At 33.5% G+C, this 16,764-nt stretch carries 25 protein-coding genes; 2 read left to right on the top strand and 23 right to left on the bottom strand.

The window, feature by feature from the left end:
- Positions 1 to 11 precede the first annotated feature (11 nt).
- Both U6A24_RS18335 and U6A24_RS18330 read right to left on the bottom strand, forming a co-directional pair.
- Positions 12 to 908 (bottom strand): hypothetical protein, encoded by an 897-nt coding sequence (locus U6A24_RS18335; protein ID WP_324181464.1) that lies wholly within the window; start codon positions 906 to 908, stop codon positions 12 to 14.
- Positions 908 to 1,369 (bottom strand): hypothetical protein, encoded by a 462-nt coding sequence (locus U6A24_RS18330; RefSeq protein ID WP_324181463.1) that lies wholly within the window; start codon positions 1,367 to 1,369, stop codon positions 908 to 910. Before U6A24_RS18330 ends, U6A24_RS18335 begins: the two co-directional genes overlap by 1 nt.
- A 196-nt stretch (positions 1,370 to 1,565) precedes the next feature.
- Here U6A24_RS18330 and U6A24_RS18325 point away from each other — a divergent pair, with 196 nt between their 5' ends.
- Positions 1,566 to 1,730 carry a hypothetical protein gene (locus U6A24_RS18325; RefSeq protein ID WP_324181462.1) on the top strand — a complete coding sequence of 55 codons (165 nt, stop codon included), beginning with the start codon at positions 1,566 to 1,568 and terminating at the stop codon, positions 1,728 to 1,730.
- Positions 1,731 to 1,738: 8 nt separating this feature from the next.
- Here U6A24_RS18325 and U6A24_RS18320 read toward each other — a convergent pair whose 3' ends face one another.
- The 16 genes from U6A24_RS18320 to U6A24_RS18245 form a co-directional block, all read right to left on the bottom strand.
- Entirely contained in the window at positions 1,739 to 2,110 is a 372-nt protein-coding gene (locus U6A24_RS18320) for a hypothetical protein (RefSeq protein ID WP_324181461.1), read from the bottom strand.
- A 29-nt stretch (positions 2,111 to 2,139) separates the two neighbouring features.
- Positions 2,140 to 2,754 carry a hypothetical protein gene (locus U6A24_RS18315; RefSeq protein WP_324181460.1) on the bottom strand — a complete coding sequence of 205 codons (615 nt, stop codon included), beginning with the start codon at positions 2,752 to 2,754 and terminating at the stop codon, positions 2,140 to 2,142.
- Entirely contained in the window at positions 2,751 to 3,155 is a 405-nt protein-coding gene (locus U6A24_RS18310; RefSeq protein ID WP_324181459.1) for a hypothetical protein, read from the bottom strand. Before U6A24_RS18310 ends, U6A24_RS18315 begins: the two co-directional genes overlap by 4 nt.
- A 30-nt stretch (positions 3,156 to 3,185) precedes the next feature.
- Positions 3,186 to 3,527: a hypothetical protein gene (locus U6A24_RS18305; protein WP_324181458.1), complete on the bottom strand. Its 342-nt coding sequence runs from the start codon at positions 3,525 to 3,527 to the stop codon at positions 3,186 to 3,188.
- A gap of 11 nt (positions 3,528 to 3,538) precedes the next feature.
- Positions 3,539 to 3,955 carry a hypothetical protein gene (locus U6A24_RS18300; RefSeq protein WP_324181457.1) on the bottom strand — a complete coding sequence of 139 codons (417 nt, stop codon included), beginning with the start codon at positions 3,953 to 3,955 and terminating at the stop codon, positions 3,539 to 3,541.
- 37 nt (positions 3,956 to 3,992) lie between these two features.
- On the bottom strand, positions 3,993 to 4,670 hold the full coding sequence (lepB, locus tag U6A24_RS18295; RefSeq protein WP_324181456.1) for a signal peptidase I: 678 nt from the start codon (positions 4,668 to 4,670) through the stop codon (positions 3,993 to 3,995).
- Positions 4,671 to 4,824: 154 nt separating this feature from the next.
- Complete coding sequence (locus U6A24_RS18290; protein ID WP_324181455.1) at positions 4,825 to 5,280, bottom strand: DUF2199 domain-containing protein; 456 nt, start codon at positions 5,278 to 5,280, stop codon at positions 4,825 to 4,827.
- 140 nt (positions 5,281 to 5,420) lie between these two features.
- On the bottom strand, positions 5,421 to 6,044 hold the full coding sequence (locus tag U6A24_RS18285; RefSeq protein WP_324181454.1) for a hypothetical protein: 624 nt from the start codon (positions 6,042 to 6,044) through the stop codon (positions 5,421 to 5,423).
- A 73-nt stretch (positions 6,045 to 6,117) separates the two neighbouring features.
- Complete coding sequence (locus tag U6A24_RS18280; RefSeq protein WP_324181453.1) at positions 6,118 to 6,597, bottom strand: hypothetical protein; 480 nt, start codon at positions 6,595 to 6,597, stop codon at positions 6,118 to 6,120.
- Positions 6,597 to 6,827 (bottom strand): barstar family protein, encoded by a 231-nt coding sequence (locus U6A24_RS18275; RefSeq protein ID WP_324181452.1) that lies wholly within the window; start codon positions 6,825 to 6,827, stop codon positions 6,597 to 6,599. The genes U6A24_RS18280 and U6A24_RS18275 overlap by 1 nt, the downstream gene beginning before the upstream one ends.
- An 84-nt stretch (positions 6,828 to 6,911) precedes the next feature.
- The gene (locus tag U6A24_RS18270) at positions 6,912 to 7,325 is read right to left on the bottom strand and encodes a hypothetical protein (RefSeq protein ID WP_324181451.1); all 414 of its coding nucleotides are present in this window, start codon (positions 7,323 to 7,325) and stop codon (positions 6,912 to 6,914) included.
- A gap of 52 nt (positions 7,326 to 7,377) precedes the next feature.
- Complete coding sequence (locus U6A24_RS18265) at positions 7,378 to 8,031, bottom strand: Yip1 family protein (RefSeq protein ID WP_324181450.1); 654 nt, start codon at positions 8,029 to 8,031, stop codon at positions 7,378 to 7,380.
- Positions 8,032 to 8,159: 128 nt separating this feature from the next.
- On the bottom strand, positions 8,160 to 8,417 hold the full coding sequence (locus tag U6A24_RS18260) for a hypothetical protein (protein WP_324181449.1): 258 nt from the start codon (positions 8,415 to 8,417) through the stop codon (positions 8,160 to 8,162).
- On the bottom strand, positions 8,414 to 9,565 hold the full coding sequence (locus U6A24_RS18255) for a hypothetical protein (protein WP_324181448.1): 1,152 nt from the start codon (positions 9,563 to 9,565) through the stop codon (positions 8,414 to 8,416). Before U6A24_RS18255 ends, U6A24_RS18260 begins: the two co-directional genes overlap by 4 nt.
- Positions 9,555 to 9,761: a hypothetical protein gene (locus U6A24_RS18250; RefSeq protein ID WP_324181447.1), complete on the bottom strand. Its 207-nt coding sequence runs from the start codon at positions 9,759 to 9,761 to the stop codon at positions 9,555 to 9,557. The genes U6A24_RS18255 and U6A24_RS18250 overlap by 11 nt, the downstream gene beginning before the upstream one ends.
- A 19-nt stretch (positions 9,762 to 9,780) precedes the next feature.
- Positions 9,781 to 10,137, bottom strand: a complete 357-nt coding sequence (locus tag U6A24_RS18245) for a helix-turn-helix domain-containing protein (RefSeq protein WP_324181446.1) — start codon at positions 10,135 to 10,137, stop codon at positions 9,781 to 9,783.
- A 359-nt stretch (positions 10,138 to 10,496) separates the two neighbouring features.
- Here U6A24_RS18245 and U6A24_RS18240 point away from each other — a divergent pair, with 359 nt between their 5' ends.
- Positions 10,497 to 10,751, top strand: coding sequence for a hypothetical protein (locus U6A24_RS18240; RefSeq protein ID WP_324181445.1), 255 nt, complete (start codon positions 10,497 to 10,499; stop codon positions 10,749 to 10,751).
- A 5-nt stretch (positions 10,752 to 10,756) separates the two neighbouring features.
- Here U6A24_RS18240 and U6A24_RS18235 read toward each other — a convergent pair whose 3' ends face one another.
- From U6A24_RS18235 to U6A24_RS18215, 5 genes are all read right to left on the bottom strand, one after another.
- Entirely contained in the window at positions 10,757 to 12,037 is a 1,281-nt protein-coding gene (locus tag U6A24_RS18235) for a hypothetical protein (RefSeq protein ID WP_324181444.1), read from the bottom strand.
- Positions 12,038 to 12,346: 309 nt separating this feature from the next.
- Positions 12,347 to 12,808, bottom strand: coding sequence for an energy transducer TonB (locus U6A24_RS18230; RefSeq protein WP_324181443.1), 462 nt, complete (start codon positions 12,806 to 12,808; stop codon positions 12,347 to 12,349).
- A 347-nt stretch (positions 12,809 to 13,155) separates the two neighbouring features.
- Positions 13,156 to 14,226 carry a hypothetical protein gene (locus U6A24_RS18225; protein ID WP_324181442.1) on the bottom strand — a complete coding sequence of 357 codons (1,071 nt, stop codon included), beginning with the start codon at positions 14,224 to 14,226 and terminating at the stop codon, positions 13,156 to 13,158.
- 1 nt (position 14,227) lies between these two features.
- Positions 14,228 to 15,301 (bottom strand): hypothetical protein, encoded by a 1,074-nt coding sequence (locus U6A24_RS18220; RefSeq protein WP_324181441.1) that lies wholly within the window; start codon positions 15,299 to 15,301, stop codon positions 14,228 to 14,230.
- The gene (locus tag U6A24_RS18215) at positions 15,298 to 16,656 is read right to left on the bottom strand and encodes a hypothetical protein (protein WP_324181440.1); all 1,359 of its coding nucleotides are present in this window, start codon (positions 16,654 to 16,656) and stop codon (positions 15,298 to 15,300) included. Before U6A24_RS18215 ends, U6A24_RS18220 begins: the two co-directional genes overlap by 4 nt.
- Positions 16,657 to 16,764: the final 108 nt, after the last annotated feature.

The raw sequence follows: 16,764 nt of genomic DNA, 5'->3' as shown, positions 1-16,764 counted from the left end.
ATTTTCAAAGCCTAGGGCTTTTTAGGTTTTGTTTTTGTTGGCGTTTTTGTAAATAATCGTACCACACTTGCCCCTACAACCAGGGAAATAGTAGTGACCAGGAAAAGGTCTAATAATCCCAAATCATCATCCTTTCGTTTCATTGCTCCTATTGATGCTGCATTATGCAGTCGAAAAGGGGACACTACGTTTCCTTGCCGGGTATTTTTTGATATTGCCTTTGGAATAGAGCAACCTCGCGAGTTTGGGAAAATCACTATTTGCTTATGAATCTGATGTAAAGGAATGCGAGGCTGCTCTAAGGCATTGAGTTCAATGGCCTGGGTATCTACACTGCTAAGTCCGGACACTGATTGTATGTCTAAGGTGTCTTTGATATTAATATCTTTCTTTTCTGAATAGGGAACTTCATAGTTAAATCGATCGGTCACGCAATCCAGGATAATTTCTTCACCTCCATTTTTCACCACGGGGTATACATGCTGGAAATGTTGCTTTCCTCCATACTTGGTAATCCGGATGGTATACGGAATACCCAGGTTGGACAAAATACTCCCAATAAATACCGTATAACAATCACAATCAACTCCGCTTTTACGATCGGCCCAGGTTCTGGAAGGTCGGCGGACCTGTTCAATGCCCCTTTTATCCATTTTGTATTGGATATGGCCGTATACAAAATGCCAAATCTTTTTACAACTGTCAGCAACGGTATGGCCTTTTAGTTTTAGAGCCAATAAAGCTGTATCAGATAGCGTTTCTTCAATCACTTGTTGCATTAAGGTCAAGGTATCTTCCAAACGTGCTTTTCCCTCACCCACCACCACAGTATCCTTATGCATACTTTGAGGGATCAGTGTATTGAATTGCTTTCCGGGGTAGATATTTCGTAGCGTTTGTGCCTGCATTAGAGTTGTAAAAGAATGTTTTCTTGTTTTTCGTAAGGCAACCCATTCACTCTTGTGATGACCTGGGTTTGGATATTCAGTTGAATCGGATTTCCGGATCGGATATCACTTACCACTTTGGTGCCTAAAATTTGGATCAAGGTGAGCCACCCTGCGGATTGAATGCTAAGATCAAAACGCTTTTCGCTGTTTTCTTCCACCTCAATGACTGCATTTTCTACAGCAGAAGTGCCCAGGATCTTATCCTTAAATAATATCTTGACAAAAGGATGCTGTATTCGTAGGTTTACCGGGTTTGGATTTTGAAGAGTAACTTTCGCTTTTAATTCAATACCTGTTAAGTTCACCTTATGGATGCTAACCCGAATCCTTGAAGTGATATTGGTACTCGCCCTTTGCAAACGAGATAGGTATCGAATCGAAAAAAAAGCTGCCAGTCCTCCGGCAATCCATTTAAACATACTTCCTTGTTTTTATCAAAGGAATAGGTTTACAAAACAGCTTGCAAATGAGCTTGTTTAAAGCTGTATTGGTTATGGTTTTTTGTAGTATTTATGGTAGCTTGGCGATATACAAGGAGTTTGTTTACACCTATGGTAAACTCTTGGTTCTTGATCATTAAAACAATTGAAAACAAACTAAAATAGGACTATGGAAATGAGATTTTGGAGTAAGGCAGAACTTGCCATTCGATTTGGAATAAGCCGGGAAACCTTGCGATTAAAACTAAAAGAAATTGAAGGTTTGGATACAGGGCGAAGGCAATTGTTGTATCCTTATGAGGTGCGGATGGTGTTTAAGGCGTTTGGGGTGGAGGAGTGATTTAAGAACTATTCTTTAGAAGACTTAATCTGATCCATAACATCATCGTTTAAGATCTCAAGTTCCATTATCTCGCTTTTATAACCATCTTCGACTTCCATCCCTAATTGGGAAGGAAGAATGTTCCAATTTTTCCCATACTGATTTCCCAAACTACTAATTACCTTCTTAAGTTTTTTACCGGATTTAAGTTCGTTATTTAACCACTCTCTAAAGGATGAATTCGATTCTGAATTCATAGGAAGCTCAATGTAATATTTAGGAAAATCATCCTCGTAGATTACCCATTCATTATATTCCAATTCAAAGAAAGGGAAGAACCTCTCACCTTCAGTTCCTTTGATTAAATAAGACTCGGTATTTAAGGTTATTTTGTTCATTTCGTAAACAACAATGGCTATTTATTCAATTATAAATCATCAATATAACATTCAAAATAAGGTCTTTCTCTATGTATAACTGTTTCATCATAATCTTCAGGTGGATCAAAAAAAGCTCTCTCATGGGACCTCACTTCTCCTGATTTCGAAATATAACTATGGTTAATTATATCAACTATTTCTGTTGCTTGATATCCTGTAGGCATCTGGAAAAACTCCATCAAAAATGAAGTGCCAAATCCAAAAGTTTTTCCATCACTCATCTTGGCAACGAAACCAGTCCATCCCATGGTTGTTTCTCCTTTTATGGAAAACAATGTTTCATTTGGAAACGCAAATGGACTTTTTTCAACTTTTTCTATATCGTAATCATTTATTTTATTTCCTCTAGTAACAAATGTTTTCACAATTTCACGATAACCATCTTCATTTTTAGCCCAGCTAATGATTCCCTTATTATCTCTTTCTTCTTTGAACCTTCTTATCGCTCGATCAACTTTCTTGTTAGGGTTCCTGAAAATTACTGCTGGCAAATAAGTGCCATCCTTAAGATAAACTGAAGCTCGATAACCCAATCCAAGAAATTGATCTTCTAAAGGCTCAATTTCAGTCTTCAAGAATTTGATTATTTCTTCTTTCTTCATTTCAATATTTTTTCAATTGATTTACCATCAACTTTCAGTGCCATAAGTATAAAACGAGCAAATTCTTTATTTTTATTTTTCATTTCCTCGAAAGTTTCCATTAAACCCGAAGCAAATAATCTTTCATTTACTGTCATCCCCTGTAAACCTACAATATTTGAAAGTCCGTTATTTACCTTTTCTTGTAAATCAAACCATTCTAATTGCTTTCTTATTCTTATTATGATATCTGTATCACTATCATTGTGAATGTCTCTTATAGAATTAGGCATTTGAGTATTGGTACTCTTATCGAACTCATTAATTCTTAAGTTAAAAAGTGCTTGCCCAAATCTCTGATCAGGATGATTCGATAAATACTCCGATAGTAGTTTAATTATTTCTTTATGCTCTTTTTTCATTATTAGTTGACTTAAACTAAAATAACTTAATCAATCTATCCATTCGATTTCGTGTCCAACCTCTCCCTCTTCAATTTCACCAACTTTAAACCTAAGAACTTCTGTTGCAACTTTTTTAAATTGAGTTTTCCATTGTATCCATTCATCTTTATCCATATTTGCTTCAAAATGAAGTCCACTAGGTTCTATTGATGCCAATATGTATTTTTCCTCTTCATTATAACTAAACCAATATGGAATACCTTCATACCCAATACCCTTTTTACCATAACCTAACCATCCATGCATCTGAGAATAGACTAATTCTACTTTAGCCCAAATCTCTTTCGGCAAATCATACCTTATATTTAAATTACATTCATGAAATTCCATTGACAACTCTTTTAACCGGATAAACCCTCAAAAATAGCACTAATAAACTCACCAATCCCTTCTAGAACTCCTTCAAATACATCTCCAAAATCTAGCCATGACGCATCAATATCCAGATCCGGGATTTCCATCCAGTTAACATCTGTGGTATTTGATAAACCACTTAACATTTCCGTTTTCATTTCGATATAATTACAAACTTCTCCGGTTTGTTCGTGATAGCTATCAAAATCTGAATGTGAAGAGTAAGTACTCATTCCCCAACAAGAAAAATCAAGGCCATCATACCATTTGCTTTTTCTATGGGCTTTTTTAACTTCTTCAGGCTTATAGTATTTCTTTTTACCATGTTCTGCAACCAATATTTTTCCGATATCGGCGATGTATTCTTTTTTATTGGTCGGTGCGGGAGCGCATGTTTTTTGCATATAATGGATCTTTATTTCTTATTCAATGATTTAGGCACTACTTTCGAATTACAGTACCAACAATTTTTGATTCATCTATAAGTCCAATAAATCTGGAATCTTCAGAATTGTGCCGATTATCTCCAATAACAAAACATTTCCCTTCTGGAATTTCTAGAGGTCCAAAATTATCTCTATTCCAATCTTCTTTATAGATTTTTACTATTACTTTATTCTTTTGATTCCTCGGCTCTAGCTGTATTTTTGAAAATAAACCGTATTGTTTCGCTATTTTATCAATTAGAAAAATGAAGATCTCGTCATTTGTCTGGTGAACAACATCCTTTTTGTCTATTAAATTTTTATCCTTTAATTTCTCGAATTCATCTGGTTTAAGAATATAGAAATGTTTCAAATCCATATTCTCATCCACATTTTTTTCATTCAAGTAAAAAACTCCATCTTTAATTTCAATAACGTCTCCTGATTTCCCCAATAACCGATGAACCCTTGTGTGCTTACCAAAGTTTTCATTTTCGTATTCATAACAAACAAAATCTCGATTATTAAAATCAACTAAATTTGAAACGAAAATTTTTGAATTGAGTTTGATTCCCGGCTCATTTGCTGAAGTTGGTGTAGTATACATTTTCAACATATCTGTTTGCCCGAGTACTGCATAAACTCCAAACAAAATTCCAGCAATCATTACTATTATCCTAAGTTTCTTCTTCATAATAAACTAACAAGAATATTCTTGATCTATTCTTTTATTTAATAATTTATTTTTTTACTTACTAGTGCAAATGTAGAGCATCCGAGTTTCAGTTTTTGAAACTGTAGAATTTTTATCCCACGACACTTATTTTAAAACTTGCCGTTCCGTAATCTTACTCTAAATTCTTTAACATAGCATGAATTCTTCTTTCTGCTTCCTTTTTTGAGATCCCCCTATAAAAATCCTTTATAAATTGGTGTTCAAAATCTTGATGCGGAACTATTTCTGGTCTTTCATTTCCTTTTTTAGTGTAAACAGACATAGGAATCATTTCTGAATTATCATAGTCTGGTAAGTCATTGCTTAGCCATCCAAAATATGACGTTTTATGATTATTATTGTCAAAGTTTAAGATATAATCTTCAAAACTATCCTGGCTAAGTGAAACCCATAAACCATACTCAAGTGTATGAGGAAAGTCATTTACTTTTTGTTTTAAAACAACCCTTATAAATCGATCTGTTTGTTCTTTATACTCAATTACGCAGAAATCACTATTTATTTCTGCAATTTTCTCTTTATCCATATCTGTAAGACAATGATATGGTGTTGGAGATTTGTAAGTCAAAGCTGGCCAACTATTATGAACTTCTCCACACTCTGAACATTCAAATTATTTTTTTGTCTATTTCTCTTCCAGAACATTTGTGAAAATTATTCGATTTGTATTACTATGAAACCAAGCCAAATTAAACTATATTTTCTATTCTATTTTTCTCCAACCCATATTTTACCTTTAGGTATAAAAAAGACAATATCATCATTAGTCTTTTCATTCCGATAATTTCCTTTTTCCAATTTCTTCAATAATTTTCTATCAGCATATGCATCTTCAATCCTTTCATATTGATTCATTGGCCATAATAATTCACTTTTCCAATATGGTTGCTCATCAAGAAAGGATTGCCATTTGAAACCCGGATTTAATTTGTTTAATAAGTCAGATTCTTCTGATTTGAAATTGGATTGATTAAACACATTTTTATAATGTTCGATTCTTTCATCAATTGCACAAACCACTTGTGATTTTGAAAAACGAGGTTCATAAATCCAAACCTTGAGATAATATGGTTGACTTAATTTTTCCAACTCCATCTTCCAATTATCATAAACATTTTCTAGACCTTGTAAAATCCTCTTTTTAGTTTGCCCTTTTGGTTCAGGAAACTGACTTCTAGTAAGAGAAATATCACACCATGGATGAACAGCAATGTCTGAATACCAGTATAAATTTTGCTTAAGATATTCAACATCCAAAACAGACTCTCTCGTAATCCAATTGTCAATTTGGCCCCATCTTCTTTTATGTCCACGAATTTTTCTATAAATCAATTTAAATCTCTTTTAACCCAATTAAAGTTTCTAGTTCAACAAAATGTGAACCCGTCAATTATAGAGGGGTTATTTAATTATTCAAGTTCTTAAATTCGTCCAAATGTTCTCTTTTGATTAAATTGGTCAATTTCAAAATTCTTTTGGAGTCCATTTCTTCCCAGTGTGGTTTACTATATGAGTACGAATTAAATTTTTTTACTGCTCTGTACAACGGCAATATTATCTGATCGTAATCTCCTTCAAATTCTTTAACAACCTCTAAAGGTCTACTTTGAATCGTATCACTTTTAAATATTATAACTTTATATATATCTTTCTTTTGTTCCAATTGAAAATAATAGTGATAAGATTCCAAGGACCATAGTATTCGTATGGGAATTCTCATACCGCTATTAATTTCAATTAATGCATCACACAACTGTGCGATTGGGTCTGCAGGAACATTTGAAAGATCCATTTCCAACCGAAAATCCTCCCATTGAAACTTCGTAAATAACCATCCATTTTCGGGAATTCCGAATTCAATATTTATGCGATTAAACTTTCTCATTAAGTAAACAAAGAAATTAATAAAACAGGTTCTTCATTAGATTCGATTCTTCTAAAGTTTATAAAAGAAGTACATTCTAATAAAGCTTCAATAATGTCTGGATTAGATTCTTTTAAACCTCTACAATCTCCTAAATCCAACAAAGTTAATTCAGTCGTAAACTCATCCATACAATCAACCCAAGCATTCATATTACGCCCATAATAATCTGGAAAGTTGAAGATTAGCAAATGCAGAATGAAAGGAATTCCAATCTATTATTTGTTTGGGATTGATTTTTACTTTCTTCATTTAATTTTATTCTCTTCAACTTTTCAATTTATATTGTAAGACATAGTACGTTTCGTCTCATTTTTAAAAATTAGAAATACGTCTTCTTTTATAAACTCAACTTGTATTTCTTCTGGTTTACATGACATTTCTCCAAAATGAATAGAGTCCAAAACAAATTGAGCTACATTTTTAATTTGTTTTTTCGCATATTCATTTTCATATATAATTTTATCTATATCCGATGAGTTTTTAATTATTATGTCAAGAAATTTTCGGTTCTCCGTTATTTTACCATTTGTCTTGGATTCTGTTTGAGTTAACCCAATACTTGACCATTCTGCTCTGAACTTTTTAGCCAAGTATTTCTCTCCCTCATTCATTTCCTCAATGTCTGATGAGCATCCAATGATAATCATGTAGGTTAAAGCTAGACTGAATAACTTTCTATATTTCATTTTGTAATTTGGTAATAAAGTAATGATTATGATTTCGTTAGATGAAAAATAACTAAAGTACACTAGTTACTAAAATAATTATCATAATCGGAACCGCAAAAATGATGATGGGCAGTAGAAGGTTTAGTATCGATTTTCCAATTGATAATTTTTGAACTTCAGAAATCCCAATTACAAAAAATATTATAGTCCAAATGCCAAGAATAAATTCTATAATCATCGAACCATAGACAAAGAAATTGGAAATTAATCCTGCAGTTGTCATATCTCCGTCAGATTTAAAAAGTTCATTTCCATATATGCCTATTTGAGGAATAAGAAAAATTAAAGCAATTATTGATGGAATCAAAGCATAGGAAAGTATTCTTAAAATTGAAGAAGTATTTCCTTTCCCATTTAACCATTTTCCTGTCCAACTTAATAGTGCAGCATAAATGTAATAAGAAATCCAACCTAAGAGACCTCCTAAAATTATGCAAAAACCCATTACTGCCCATAAAGACATTTTATCCCCCATATCCTTCATTGAAGCTCTATCAAAGGCTCTGGAAATCCCGGCAAGAACTAATAATATTTTAACATATTTATCAAAGTGCTTTTCATTAATAAATTTGAAAACCATTCTAGGCTTAGTCCATATTTTTATAAAAACCTCTCTATCTGTCAGGTTTTGAGACATGTCAATAGTATCAATTTCGTTATTCATATGGTTTAATTATTATCATACTTTATTACTACTAAAAATTAACAAAACAACTCTTATTAATTTTTAGCAGCAGGGTGTAAATGTAAAACATCCCAGTTTCATTTTTCGGGACTGAGAATTTTTTTTAATCAACTTACACGGACACCATTCTTAAACTTAGCTAATTCTGCACCTTTAACTCGATTCTCATAAACAATAGCCGTTTCCCAAGTTCCTTTTAGTTTTCCTTGAAATAACATTTTTTCTAATCTTCGCATACCCAAAGCTTTGTTGGGTTTAGAATTTCGATGGCTTCGGTCAAAGGAATAAAAGGTACGGGACCTTCCATCATAAAAATATACCACGCATTTGGTAAGTGCGATTTGGGGCAGGTTGGTTGGCATCATTGTGTAGACAATTTGATAAGGGTTCGTTGTAAACTTTGTTCATAGGCGTTTATAAGGGTCTCATCTCCATAGCTAACAAGACGTTTACGTTGTAAACTGAACAATTGTAAACGGGATTTGTGTTTGTGTTTTCCTTCTCCTTTATGATGGGCGAGCCACTCAGCTTCGGTTTTTTGAATGAGGATCTGGTTTCTGATATTCCGCTTCAGGGTTTCTTGTTTGATAAACCATTCATAGGTTCTATTAAATCCATTTTTCTTATTTTCAGGATGAAAATACAAATGAGCAGGAGGAATCCATCGATTGGGATTTCGCTCTAACCATCGAGATACCATATCCACTCGTTTATAGAGAATTTGTTGATAGCTTTTCCAATCTTTTTTGCTGCCTTTGATCTTAAATTTTCGATATACCGAGGCCCAAATCTGATTCAGGATATCATTTTCTTCGGGTTCGCTGAGTAAAATATCGGAATACAAAACGGCTTTGCTGTATTTCCAAAAATCTTTGACCAAATGGAGTAAAAAAGCCGACTCCGACTCCCCAGTGCTTAAATTTTTCTCGCACCTGGTTTGTGATTTTGAGTCGGAAATTCGGCTTTCCTCCGTGTTCATGTCTTGTTCTTGCATTGTTCCTGTAACGTAGTTATCTTTTTGCTGGTGAGCCTGTGGGCGAACTCCTTCTTCTGAAGTTATCAACATATCAACATTCCTATTATTATTTATTTGTTCTTGTTGTACATGAACTAATGGGTGTAAATTTTTCACTCTTTCAGAAAAAATTTCAGTATTGATCCATAATTCAATCCCTGATTTTCCATGATGTACTTCTTTGATGATAAACCCAGCCGCTTTTAAACGCTCTTTATGATTCATAATGGTTCTAACGGTACATCCTTTACAACTTGCCAAACTTGGATTGTACGTTCTAAACCCCGGTGTTCCATTTTCAAAAGTATCACCTAATTGTATGGCTTTATTCAGTTGTTTGGCATATAGCCTTGTGATCAATTCTGCAGTGGCCCTATGGTTGGCATTAAGACGTTCTTTGATATCTTGCTTGTTTTGATTATAAGTATCAATAAAGGATTTGGTGGCTATAAATAGCTTCCCAAAATCATAGTTTTGTCTCTTGGGTTTATTTTCCATGGGGTTTGTTTTTTAAGGCTTGTAATTCTAGGATAGATTGTAGAATGGAGTCATAGCAAAAGATGGTATGGCCTATTTGTCTTGTAAACAACGGTTTGTTAATCTCACCAAACTGTTTACTTACATGTTCTAAGAATTTGGTTTGTTGTTTACGGCTTTCTTTTAAGAAAACGATTTGTTCGTCTAGAGTAAGCATGATGCAATGTTTACAAGATTTACATGACAATGTTTCTTTCTAAATACTCAAGGATACTTTTTTTGGAATAGCGAATTACCTTCTTCCCTGCTTGAGAAAATGTGATTTCATTATAATCACGAAGTTCCTGTAGTTTTGACTTACTCTTAATACCCAATATCTTTTTAGCCTCTTCGGCATCAATCCAATCTGCAGCCGGATCTGAAAAAGATTTCATGGCTTCAATTTTTGCATCTCTTACGGCCAATTTCACTAAACGAATAAAATCATTCAGCAACTCATTATAAGCATCAGATTCTAGTACAATTAATTTTACTCGATCTTCTTTGGGGAAATTTCCGCTTTCTTCTAGTGGTAGCTCTTCAATATTTTCCATAAGTATATCTTTCCAGTTTTTGAAGTATCTCTTGTCTTAGAACATATCCATCATAAACAGTCATAAGATTTCTCAAAGGAAAAATCGCGTTCATTCTCTGAAATGATTCACTCCCAATGCTAATTATTTCGTTGTCAGGAAAGAAACATTCAAAGTCTGATATAGGCTGTTTACAATGATTTTTTAAAGACATTTACCTCGATGTTTTATTTTTCGGTGTAAAGAGAAGGATTTGAAAAGCACTAAAACAGTGGTAAAGGGATGGTCCACCCCAAAATAATTTTTAACTAATTGATTTCAAGACAAATAAAATTGTTAAAACTGAACAATTAATAAAAGGATGGTTTATATTTGTGGCCATGAAATCAGAAAATTCGTTCAAAAATACCACCCTAAAGCAACCCTCTTTTTTAGTGGAATCGTTGGATAAACTTGAAATTGGTCAGCACCTGAGGAAATTTATGGATCAAGAAGGGTACACTTGCATTAAACAGTTGGTGGATATAGGGGGACCCGCCCTTCTTAAACTAGAAGGTTTTTCTTATTTATGTCTATATGATCTCCTGAAAGTTTTAGACACTTATGGAGATATTAGTTTGTTGAGTGAGAAATAATTTAATTATTCCATCCCACCTAGACCATCGAGCATGTGTTGTAAATAACTTTGCATCCTTTTTTTAGTAACCTCGGAAACATTGTAATACCTATTATCTAGATTCTTTACTGATATGTTCTTTGTACTTTCATTATAATAAGATCTGGAGACAAATTCTATCAAGTCTTTTTTCTTCCCTTGGGTAATACCCGCTTCGTAGCAGAGTTTGGTAAATAAGCTTATCTCCTCTACGGTCATATTCAGTTTAAACTTTTGGGTATTATTATCCTTTGATTCTAACTCTTCCATCTTTTGTGTAAGCTCAATTTCATTGACCAAATAATCCATTATACTTGTCTTTAAATGAGGTAATTTTGGATTGAATCTTACCTCGGTTTCTATTATTATACTTTTGTATTTCCTATGGTATTCGTATAACTGTTTTTGATATATGTTCAGGTTTATCTCTTCTACAAGTTGGGATTTGATCTCTTCAATAATACCGAAATAGACTTTGAAAGTATAGAAATCGTATCTAATAAAAAATTCAACCAACTTCTCAAAAGAAGGTTTAGGCTCAGTGTCTAGTAATTCATTTAGAGCATTAATAAATATGGAGTAATACTGTCTAGTATTATAGGTTAGAAAACTTCTCTTATCTTCAATCGTTTTGTTTAAAAAATGGATTAACTCTTCTTTAATTTGATCTGGCAAATTGATTGCTCCAAGCTTTTTTACTAGTTCTATAACTTTTTTTTGATGAGAAGCGATAAACCACAGCTGCTGGGTATATGAAATTTCTAAGTCCCTGTCCATATATGATGGATAATGGTTTCCTATAAAGTCTAACACATAACTTAAATTGGTGTAGATTGTCTTATAGATATCTCGTGTATTTCTTTTATCAGAGATTTGAAATACAGATATTCTGTCTTCATCATAAAAATAATGCTGTTCGATGGTTTTTAAGTGTCCATTAATGAGCATCTGAAAATCATGAACTGTCTTTTTAAAGTCTTTTCCATTTTTGTTATTCTCGAAGAAATCTGTGTACAATTCTTTTTGGATGCTTTTACAGATTAATTCTATCAAGATATCATAGTAGTAAAACTTAAGATGTTGATATGAAAGTTCTTCCAAATCAAAATCTCCACTAAAAGATTTTTTCAATTCAAAATAGTGTCTATCCTTAAGTTGTATCTTATTTTTTATAAGAAAAGAATATAGTTCTTCTCTTGGTATTTGCGATACCGCAGGTCGCAAATCATCATGAAAAATATGATACAGAATATCCATGTACTCCATACAGTAAGATGTTTGTGTTGAATTAGTATTCTTTTGTTTTCCAATTTGACCAGTTTTGGTCTAAGGTAGGACTACTAGTAACTATAAATGAACCATAATTATTCGCTAACCACACTTTAACAGTAGTCAATGAAAACTTTGGATTTGAGCCAATAGTAATGTTATAAAAACAAGTATTCCGCGCCCCCCCAGACGAGTAAACTGTATTCTTTTAATCTAAAATTGTAATAATACTAATCTATAAAATCTCTTACTTTCGTTAATTTTTGTGATTTCTTGGAACTGGATAAATGAATGTTAAGTCTAAATTTATTCAAAGAAAATAGATTGAAAAACTGCCACTTTAACTGGTTTTCCATCTAAAGTGGCAGGCTTCCAACTAGGCATTAAATCTATTAATCTCCTAGCCTCTATGACGAATTTAGAATTAGTTTTACTTAATACTTCGTGATTAAGCACTTCTCCATATTCATCAAGATGTAATATAAAGACAACGGAAGATTCATGTTTCTCAAAAGGAGAAATTTTAAATTTTGAATTCTTTTTATAAAAGTTTAATAATTCTTGTTCGCCTCCGATAAACTCTGCTTTATCTTTTAGCTCCCTATTTGAGTATTCTTTTATTCTTTTTTTACTATTATGCAGTGGAATAATATGTTCTTCTTGCCCATAAGAAAATAAGGTAACGAGTAACAATAAAACTGTTGCTATTTTCTTCATAATTATTTTAAACTCTGAATCTATTAAAACTATTGACTTTTTTTCTCTCATTTCCTAACCAAGTAAAGTATATTAAAATTGGTATACCCATTCCAATTGGAACTAGATAAACCGATTGTATTGTTCCAGAAACAAAAAGGTAATCATTAAAATAAAAAAATGCGCACACTATAAGAGCCAACATGGATAACATAAATACCAGATTTACTATAGGGTTCACTTCGGCTTTTATGTCATTGATTCGAAATTGATTGTTTTCCAAACATTTTGAACATTTTAACTCAAAAGTATCTCCATAATCTTTTTTAATTTCTAATCTATCTTCCGAATGAATTTTTGCATTGTTTCTGGTGTTACAATATTTACAGTAGACCACTAATCTCATAGTTCAAATATAATCACAAATTATTTAATTTTTTATAATCCGCTGCTGCTCTCTTAACCCATCCTTTACCGGAGTACTTTCCTTTATTAGCATTCAAAAAACTATTCCAAGAATTTTTGATCGAAGTAGATCTAGTGTTTTCTGGAACTGGAGAACTTACCCCTTGCGGAGAAGCATTACTTAAAGATCCTTTAGAAATACTTTTAAAAGAACCTTTAGATTTCACCAAATTGCTAAGTGCACTATTTCCTCTTGCGGTAAGAGCTTTACCTATTCTATTTGCAACTCCTCTAGCCCCACCTTCGGGAGCAAAGTAATGTTCTGCTCCATGCCAAAAGGATGAATTTGTACCCCATTCCCTAACATATTGATCATATGCTGTTTTACTGTGAATAGGCTCTGCTTCACCATTAGCTTCAGCTTCTAAAATTAATCCGTAGAAGACAGATCCCTTCAGCTGATGCCGTTTTTTTAGATCCAACCCTTGATATTTATAACCAGTTTTGGAATTATATCCTTCAACTAGATCCTCCGTCGGATTATAACTTGATACAAAAACGCTATTTTCTGTTTTTGTCACATATACATCAGAACCTGACACGGTAGCAGTCCCTAAATTGTCACCCTCATCGTTAGTAACACCAACATACTGAGTTTCGGTACCTCCTGTATCACTTACCCATTCAAGTTGTTCAGAATCTACATTATAACTCCAAACGTCATAGGCAGCTAGACCTTCAGGATCAACAAAAAAAATGGGGTTATTATTTACAAAGTTATATGGAGACTTATCAGGAAATTCATCAGCCAATGGATCCGGCTGAAACCATCGACTCATCACTGTAGGTTCTGCTCCAGCCTCTGTAAAGGTAACGGATTCTTCTATAAAACTGGTAATTGTATTGTTTTTTACATTTAACATTACTGAGCCAATACGCACAATAGTATCATTATCAAAATCTTCGATAAATTCTCCTCCGGATAAGGTTGCTATATGCGGATTATAGTTATATTCCTCAAAAGGATTTTGTGCTTGGATGATACCACACCATAGCACTAGTATTAAAAGCCCTAATCTTTTCATTTTAATTTGATTTATTCCTATTTGTTATTTCTTTGTTTATATATTTTTCCTCTTCGGCCTTTAGAGAACTAAGCCATTTTAGATACATTTTTTCTGGCATCCTACGGTATCCCGCATGGTGAATCGTGGCATATTCATTCTGCATAAAAAGAAAAGCCTCTTTGTATTCTTCATTTTCTCTTACTTTGGTATTGAACTCTCCTCCTTCTTGCTGTATTTTTTGTTCAAGGATTCTTTTAAGGGTTTCGGCTCTCAGGATTCTCCCATTGATATAATGCGGATAGGCTTTTAAAGCCATCTCGCAAGCCAGTAACGGAAACGAACCATCATTAGCGGGAAAAGCCCGGTTGTACCCTTCTGCCAGATCTATTAAACACATGGCGACGCTTTGTATATCACTAAGGGCTTCCATATACAATTTATTCACCACGGCATCCAAATGGATGTACCCCGAAGCCATTAACCAGGCATCATTAGGAAACTGACCACTGGTAAGTTCAGTATTGTACCAACCATCTTTTTTATTTTGGTTTTTGATATATACATGGTTAGGTGCTAAGGCCAAATATGCATTGGCACCCAACTCTTGAGCCAGTATTTTATATAAGTAGGGTAAAGAGTGGCAATTCCCTTTTCGGGTTTGTAGTAGTTTAGATACAAACATATTTTCCCAATTCTTTCTACCCCAGATATCTTCAAAATCATAGGTAAACGGAATATGTTTATACTTTCCTGTCTCATTGTAGTAAGGGATTGTATCTTTTAATACCGAAAACAAAACTGCTTGTTTTTTTACGGTAAGACTATCCCGTTCTTTATACAACAAAGATCGATTCTTGTAAATAGTCTCGGTAAACTTTGTTAACCGATCTATTTCGTCATTAAATGCAAGTGTATCTAGGATGCCATGCAGATATGCATTCTCGACCAATAATACTGCCTTTTTAAAGTTGATTTTGGTAGTATCGGTAAGCATTTCACTAAGCGACACTAATGCTTCTTTGTAGAGCGTTTCTCTATCCTGTGCTGTCACGGTGATCCCTACCAAAAGGAGTATCAATATAATCTTTCTCATAATTTTGGTAGCGATTTAGTAAGTTTATGTAGTTGTTCTTTCATTGCTTTTTGTTGTTGATTATCTTTTTGCTTTTGCATGGTTGCCAACCACTTTTGATATATTGCGTCCGGCATTTTTTTATAGCCTATGGCATCAATAGTTTTGTGTTGATGTACCATTTTTTGAAACAGTGCCAACGCTTTAGAGTGCTTGGGTAATTCTTGCTGTATGTTTTCTTGAGTGATGCCTAACTGTGTAAAAACATGTACAACCATTTCTGTATAATAATTGGCTTGAGTAAGTAATGCCGTAATATTATTAGTATCTAACTCTAAAGCTTTTTGTAGTGCTTCTTTGGTAAACCGATCATGTCCAAACTTTTTTTGGTAACCCATCGCCAAGTCAGCATACATTTGTGACAATAGTTCTTGTTGAGATAGTGGATGCATATACAATTTGTTTTGTATGGCTTCAGCTTTTATATATCCATTTTGTAGGATCAATGCATTAGTAGTTAATATCTGGCTGGTCAATTCTACATTATGCCATTTCATCCCATTGTCGTCTGGAAACTTGATATACGTATGGTTTGGTGATCGGGACAAATGTGCCGTGGCATCAATCTCTTCTGCTAGCATTAAATATAACAGAGGTAACGAATGACATTGCCCTTTACCGGATTCTAATAGTTTGGTCACAAACATGTTGGACCAATCTTTCTTGCCCCAGATATCGTCAAAATCATAGGCCAAGGGTAAATGGGTTAACTCGTTTTTTGTTTTTAAGGTATCTGAAAAAAATTGAAATAACATCAGGTTTTTGGCAACGTTACTATTGGTATCATAACCAAACTCCTGCATTTTTTCTTTAATAAAATCTCCGGTTTGTTGGATCACTTTGTTAAACTCGTCATAACCAGTTTCCTTTTCGTAAAAAGCATTCTCGACCGTAAAAACGGCTTCTTTTACCGAAAAAGGTTTTTTCTCCATAGCCCCCAAAGCGGTATATGCCTTTCGATATCTATCGGTTCCTTTTTCGTTAGAATAGGAAGGAAGGATGTAGGGTGTTGAAAAATGACTTACTGCTTCGTTGATTAATGTCTGCGCTCTTTTTTGCCTTTCTTCTTGCTCCTTTTGATGTTGCTCTACCTCATCTATAAGTTTCTGATTTTGTTGTTGCTGAGTACTGTAAGATTTTGATGCTGGGAAACCTTGAGAAGCTGTACCACGATTAAAAGTAGGAGTAACAACTTGCATACTATGGGTTTTAGGTGTAGATGGCGTATTGACAACAGGATACTGTGCAAAGACCATAGGCATAATCCCTAATAAGATGATATACTTTAATATTATATGTAATCCAGCTAACTTCATTTTTTGCAATATTAATGGCTGCTAGTTTCATTTTCTGAAACTCTACATTTTTTTATTCATTTTTCTTTGGTTTGATATTGTCCCCTCTTCAAAACCTTACTCTTTTCA

Source organism: Aquimarina gracilis, assembly GCF_035285365.1.
Lineage (GTDB): Bacteria > Bacteroidota > Bacteroidia > Flavobacteriales > Flavobacteriaceae > Aquimarina > Aquimarina gracilis.
This window is presented reverse-complemented; position numbering and strand designations above follow the sequence as displayed.

What these genes read in the sequence shown, in the direction of transcription:
- U6A24_RS18335 (WP_324181464.1), bottom strand. Translation starts at nt 908, where the DNA reads ATGCAGGCACAAACGCTACGAAATATCTACCCCGGAAAGCAATTCAAT.
- U6A24_RS18330 (WP_324181463.1), bottom strand. Translation starts at nt 1,369, where the DNA reads ATGTTTAAATGGATTGCCGGAGGACTGGCAGCTTTTTTTTCGATTCGA.
- U6A24_RS18325 (WP_324181462.1), top strand. Translation starts at nt 1,566, where the DNA reads ATGAGATTTTGGAGTAAGGCAGAACTTGCCATTCGATTTGGAATAAGC.
- U6A24_RS18320 (WP_324181461.1), bottom strand. Translation starts at nt 2,110, where the DNA reads ATGAACAAAATAACCTTAAATACCGAGTCTTATTTAATCAAAGGAACT.
- U6A24_RS18315 (WP_324181460.1), bottom strand. Translation starts at nt 2,754, where the DNA reads ATGAAGAAAGAAGAAATAATCAAATTCTTGAAGACTGAAATTGAGCCT.
- U6A24_RS18310 (WP_324181459.1), bottom strand. Translation starts at nt 3,155, where the DNA reads ATGAAAAAAGAGCATAAAGAAATAATTAAACTACTATCGGAGTATTTA.
- U6A24_RS18305 (WP_324181458.1), bottom strand. Translation starts at nt 3,527, where the DNA reads ATGGAATTTCATGAATGTAATTTAAATATAAGGTATGATTTGCCGAAA.
- U6A24_RS18300 (WP_324181457.1), bottom strand. Translation starts at nt 3,955, where the DNA reads ATGCAAAAAACATGCGCTCCCGCACCGACCAATAAAAAAGAATACATC.
- lepB (WP_324181456.1), bottom strand. Translation starts at nt 4,670, where the DNA reads ATGAAGAAGAAACTTAGGATAATAGTAATGATTGCTGGAATTTTGTTT.
- U6A24_RS18280 (WP_324181453.1), bottom strand. Translation starts at nt 6,597, where the DNA reads ATGAGAAAGTTTAATCGCATAAATATTGAATTCGGAATTCCCGAAAAT.
- U6A24_RS18270 (WP_324181451.1), bottom strand. Translation starts at nt 7,325, where the DNA reads ATGAAATATAGAAAGTTATTCAGTCTAGCTTTAACCTACATGATTATC.
- U6A24_RS18265 (WP_324181450.1), bottom strand. Translation starts at nt 8,031, where the DNA reads ATGAATAACGAAATTGATACTATTGACATGTCTCAAAACCTGACAGAT.
- U6A24_RS18260 (WP_324181449.1), bottom strand. Translation starts at nt 8,417, where the DNA reads ATGATGCCAACCAACCTGCCCCAAATCGCACTTACCAAATGCGTGGTA.
- U6A24_RS18255 (WP_324181448.1), bottom strand. Translation starts at nt 9,565, where the DNA reads ATGGAAAATAAACCCAAGAGACAAAACTATGATTTTGGGAAGCTATTT.
- U6A24_RS18250 (WP_324181447.1), bottom strand. Translation starts at nt 9,761, where the DNA reads ATGCTTACTCTAGACGAACAAATCGTTTTCTTAAAAGAAAGCCGTAAA.
- U6A24_RS18245 (WP_324181446.1), bottom strand. Translation starts at nt 10,137, where the DNA reads ATGGAAAATATTGAAGAGCTACCACTAGAAGAAAGCGGAAATTTCCCC.
- U6A24_RS18240 (WP_324181445.1), top strand. Translation starts at nt 10,497, where the DNA reads ATGAAATCAGAAAATTCGTTCAAAAATACCACCCTAAAGCAACCCTCT.
- U6A24_RS18235 (WP_324181444.1), bottom strand. Translation starts at nt 12,037, where the DNA reads ATGGAGTACATGGATATTCTGTATCATATTTTTCATGATGATTTGCGA.
- U6A24_RS18230 (WP_324181443.1), bottom strand. Translation starts at nt 12,808, where the DNA reads ATGAGAGAAAAAAAGTCAATAGTTTTAATAGATTCAGAGTTTAAAATA.
- U6A24_RS18225 (WP_324181442.1), bottom strand. Translation starts at nt 14,226, where the DNA reads ATGAAAAGATTAGGGCTTTTAATACTAGTGCTATGGTGTGGTATCATC.
- U6A24_RS18220 (WP_324181441.1), bottom strand. Translation starts at nt 15,301, where the DNA reads ATGAGAAAGATTATATTGATACTCCTTTTGGTAGGGATCACCGTGACA.
- U6A24_RS18215 (WP_324181440.1), bottom strand. Translation starts at nt 16,656, where the DNA reads ATGAAGTTAGCTGGATTACATATAATATTAAAGTATATCATCTTATTA.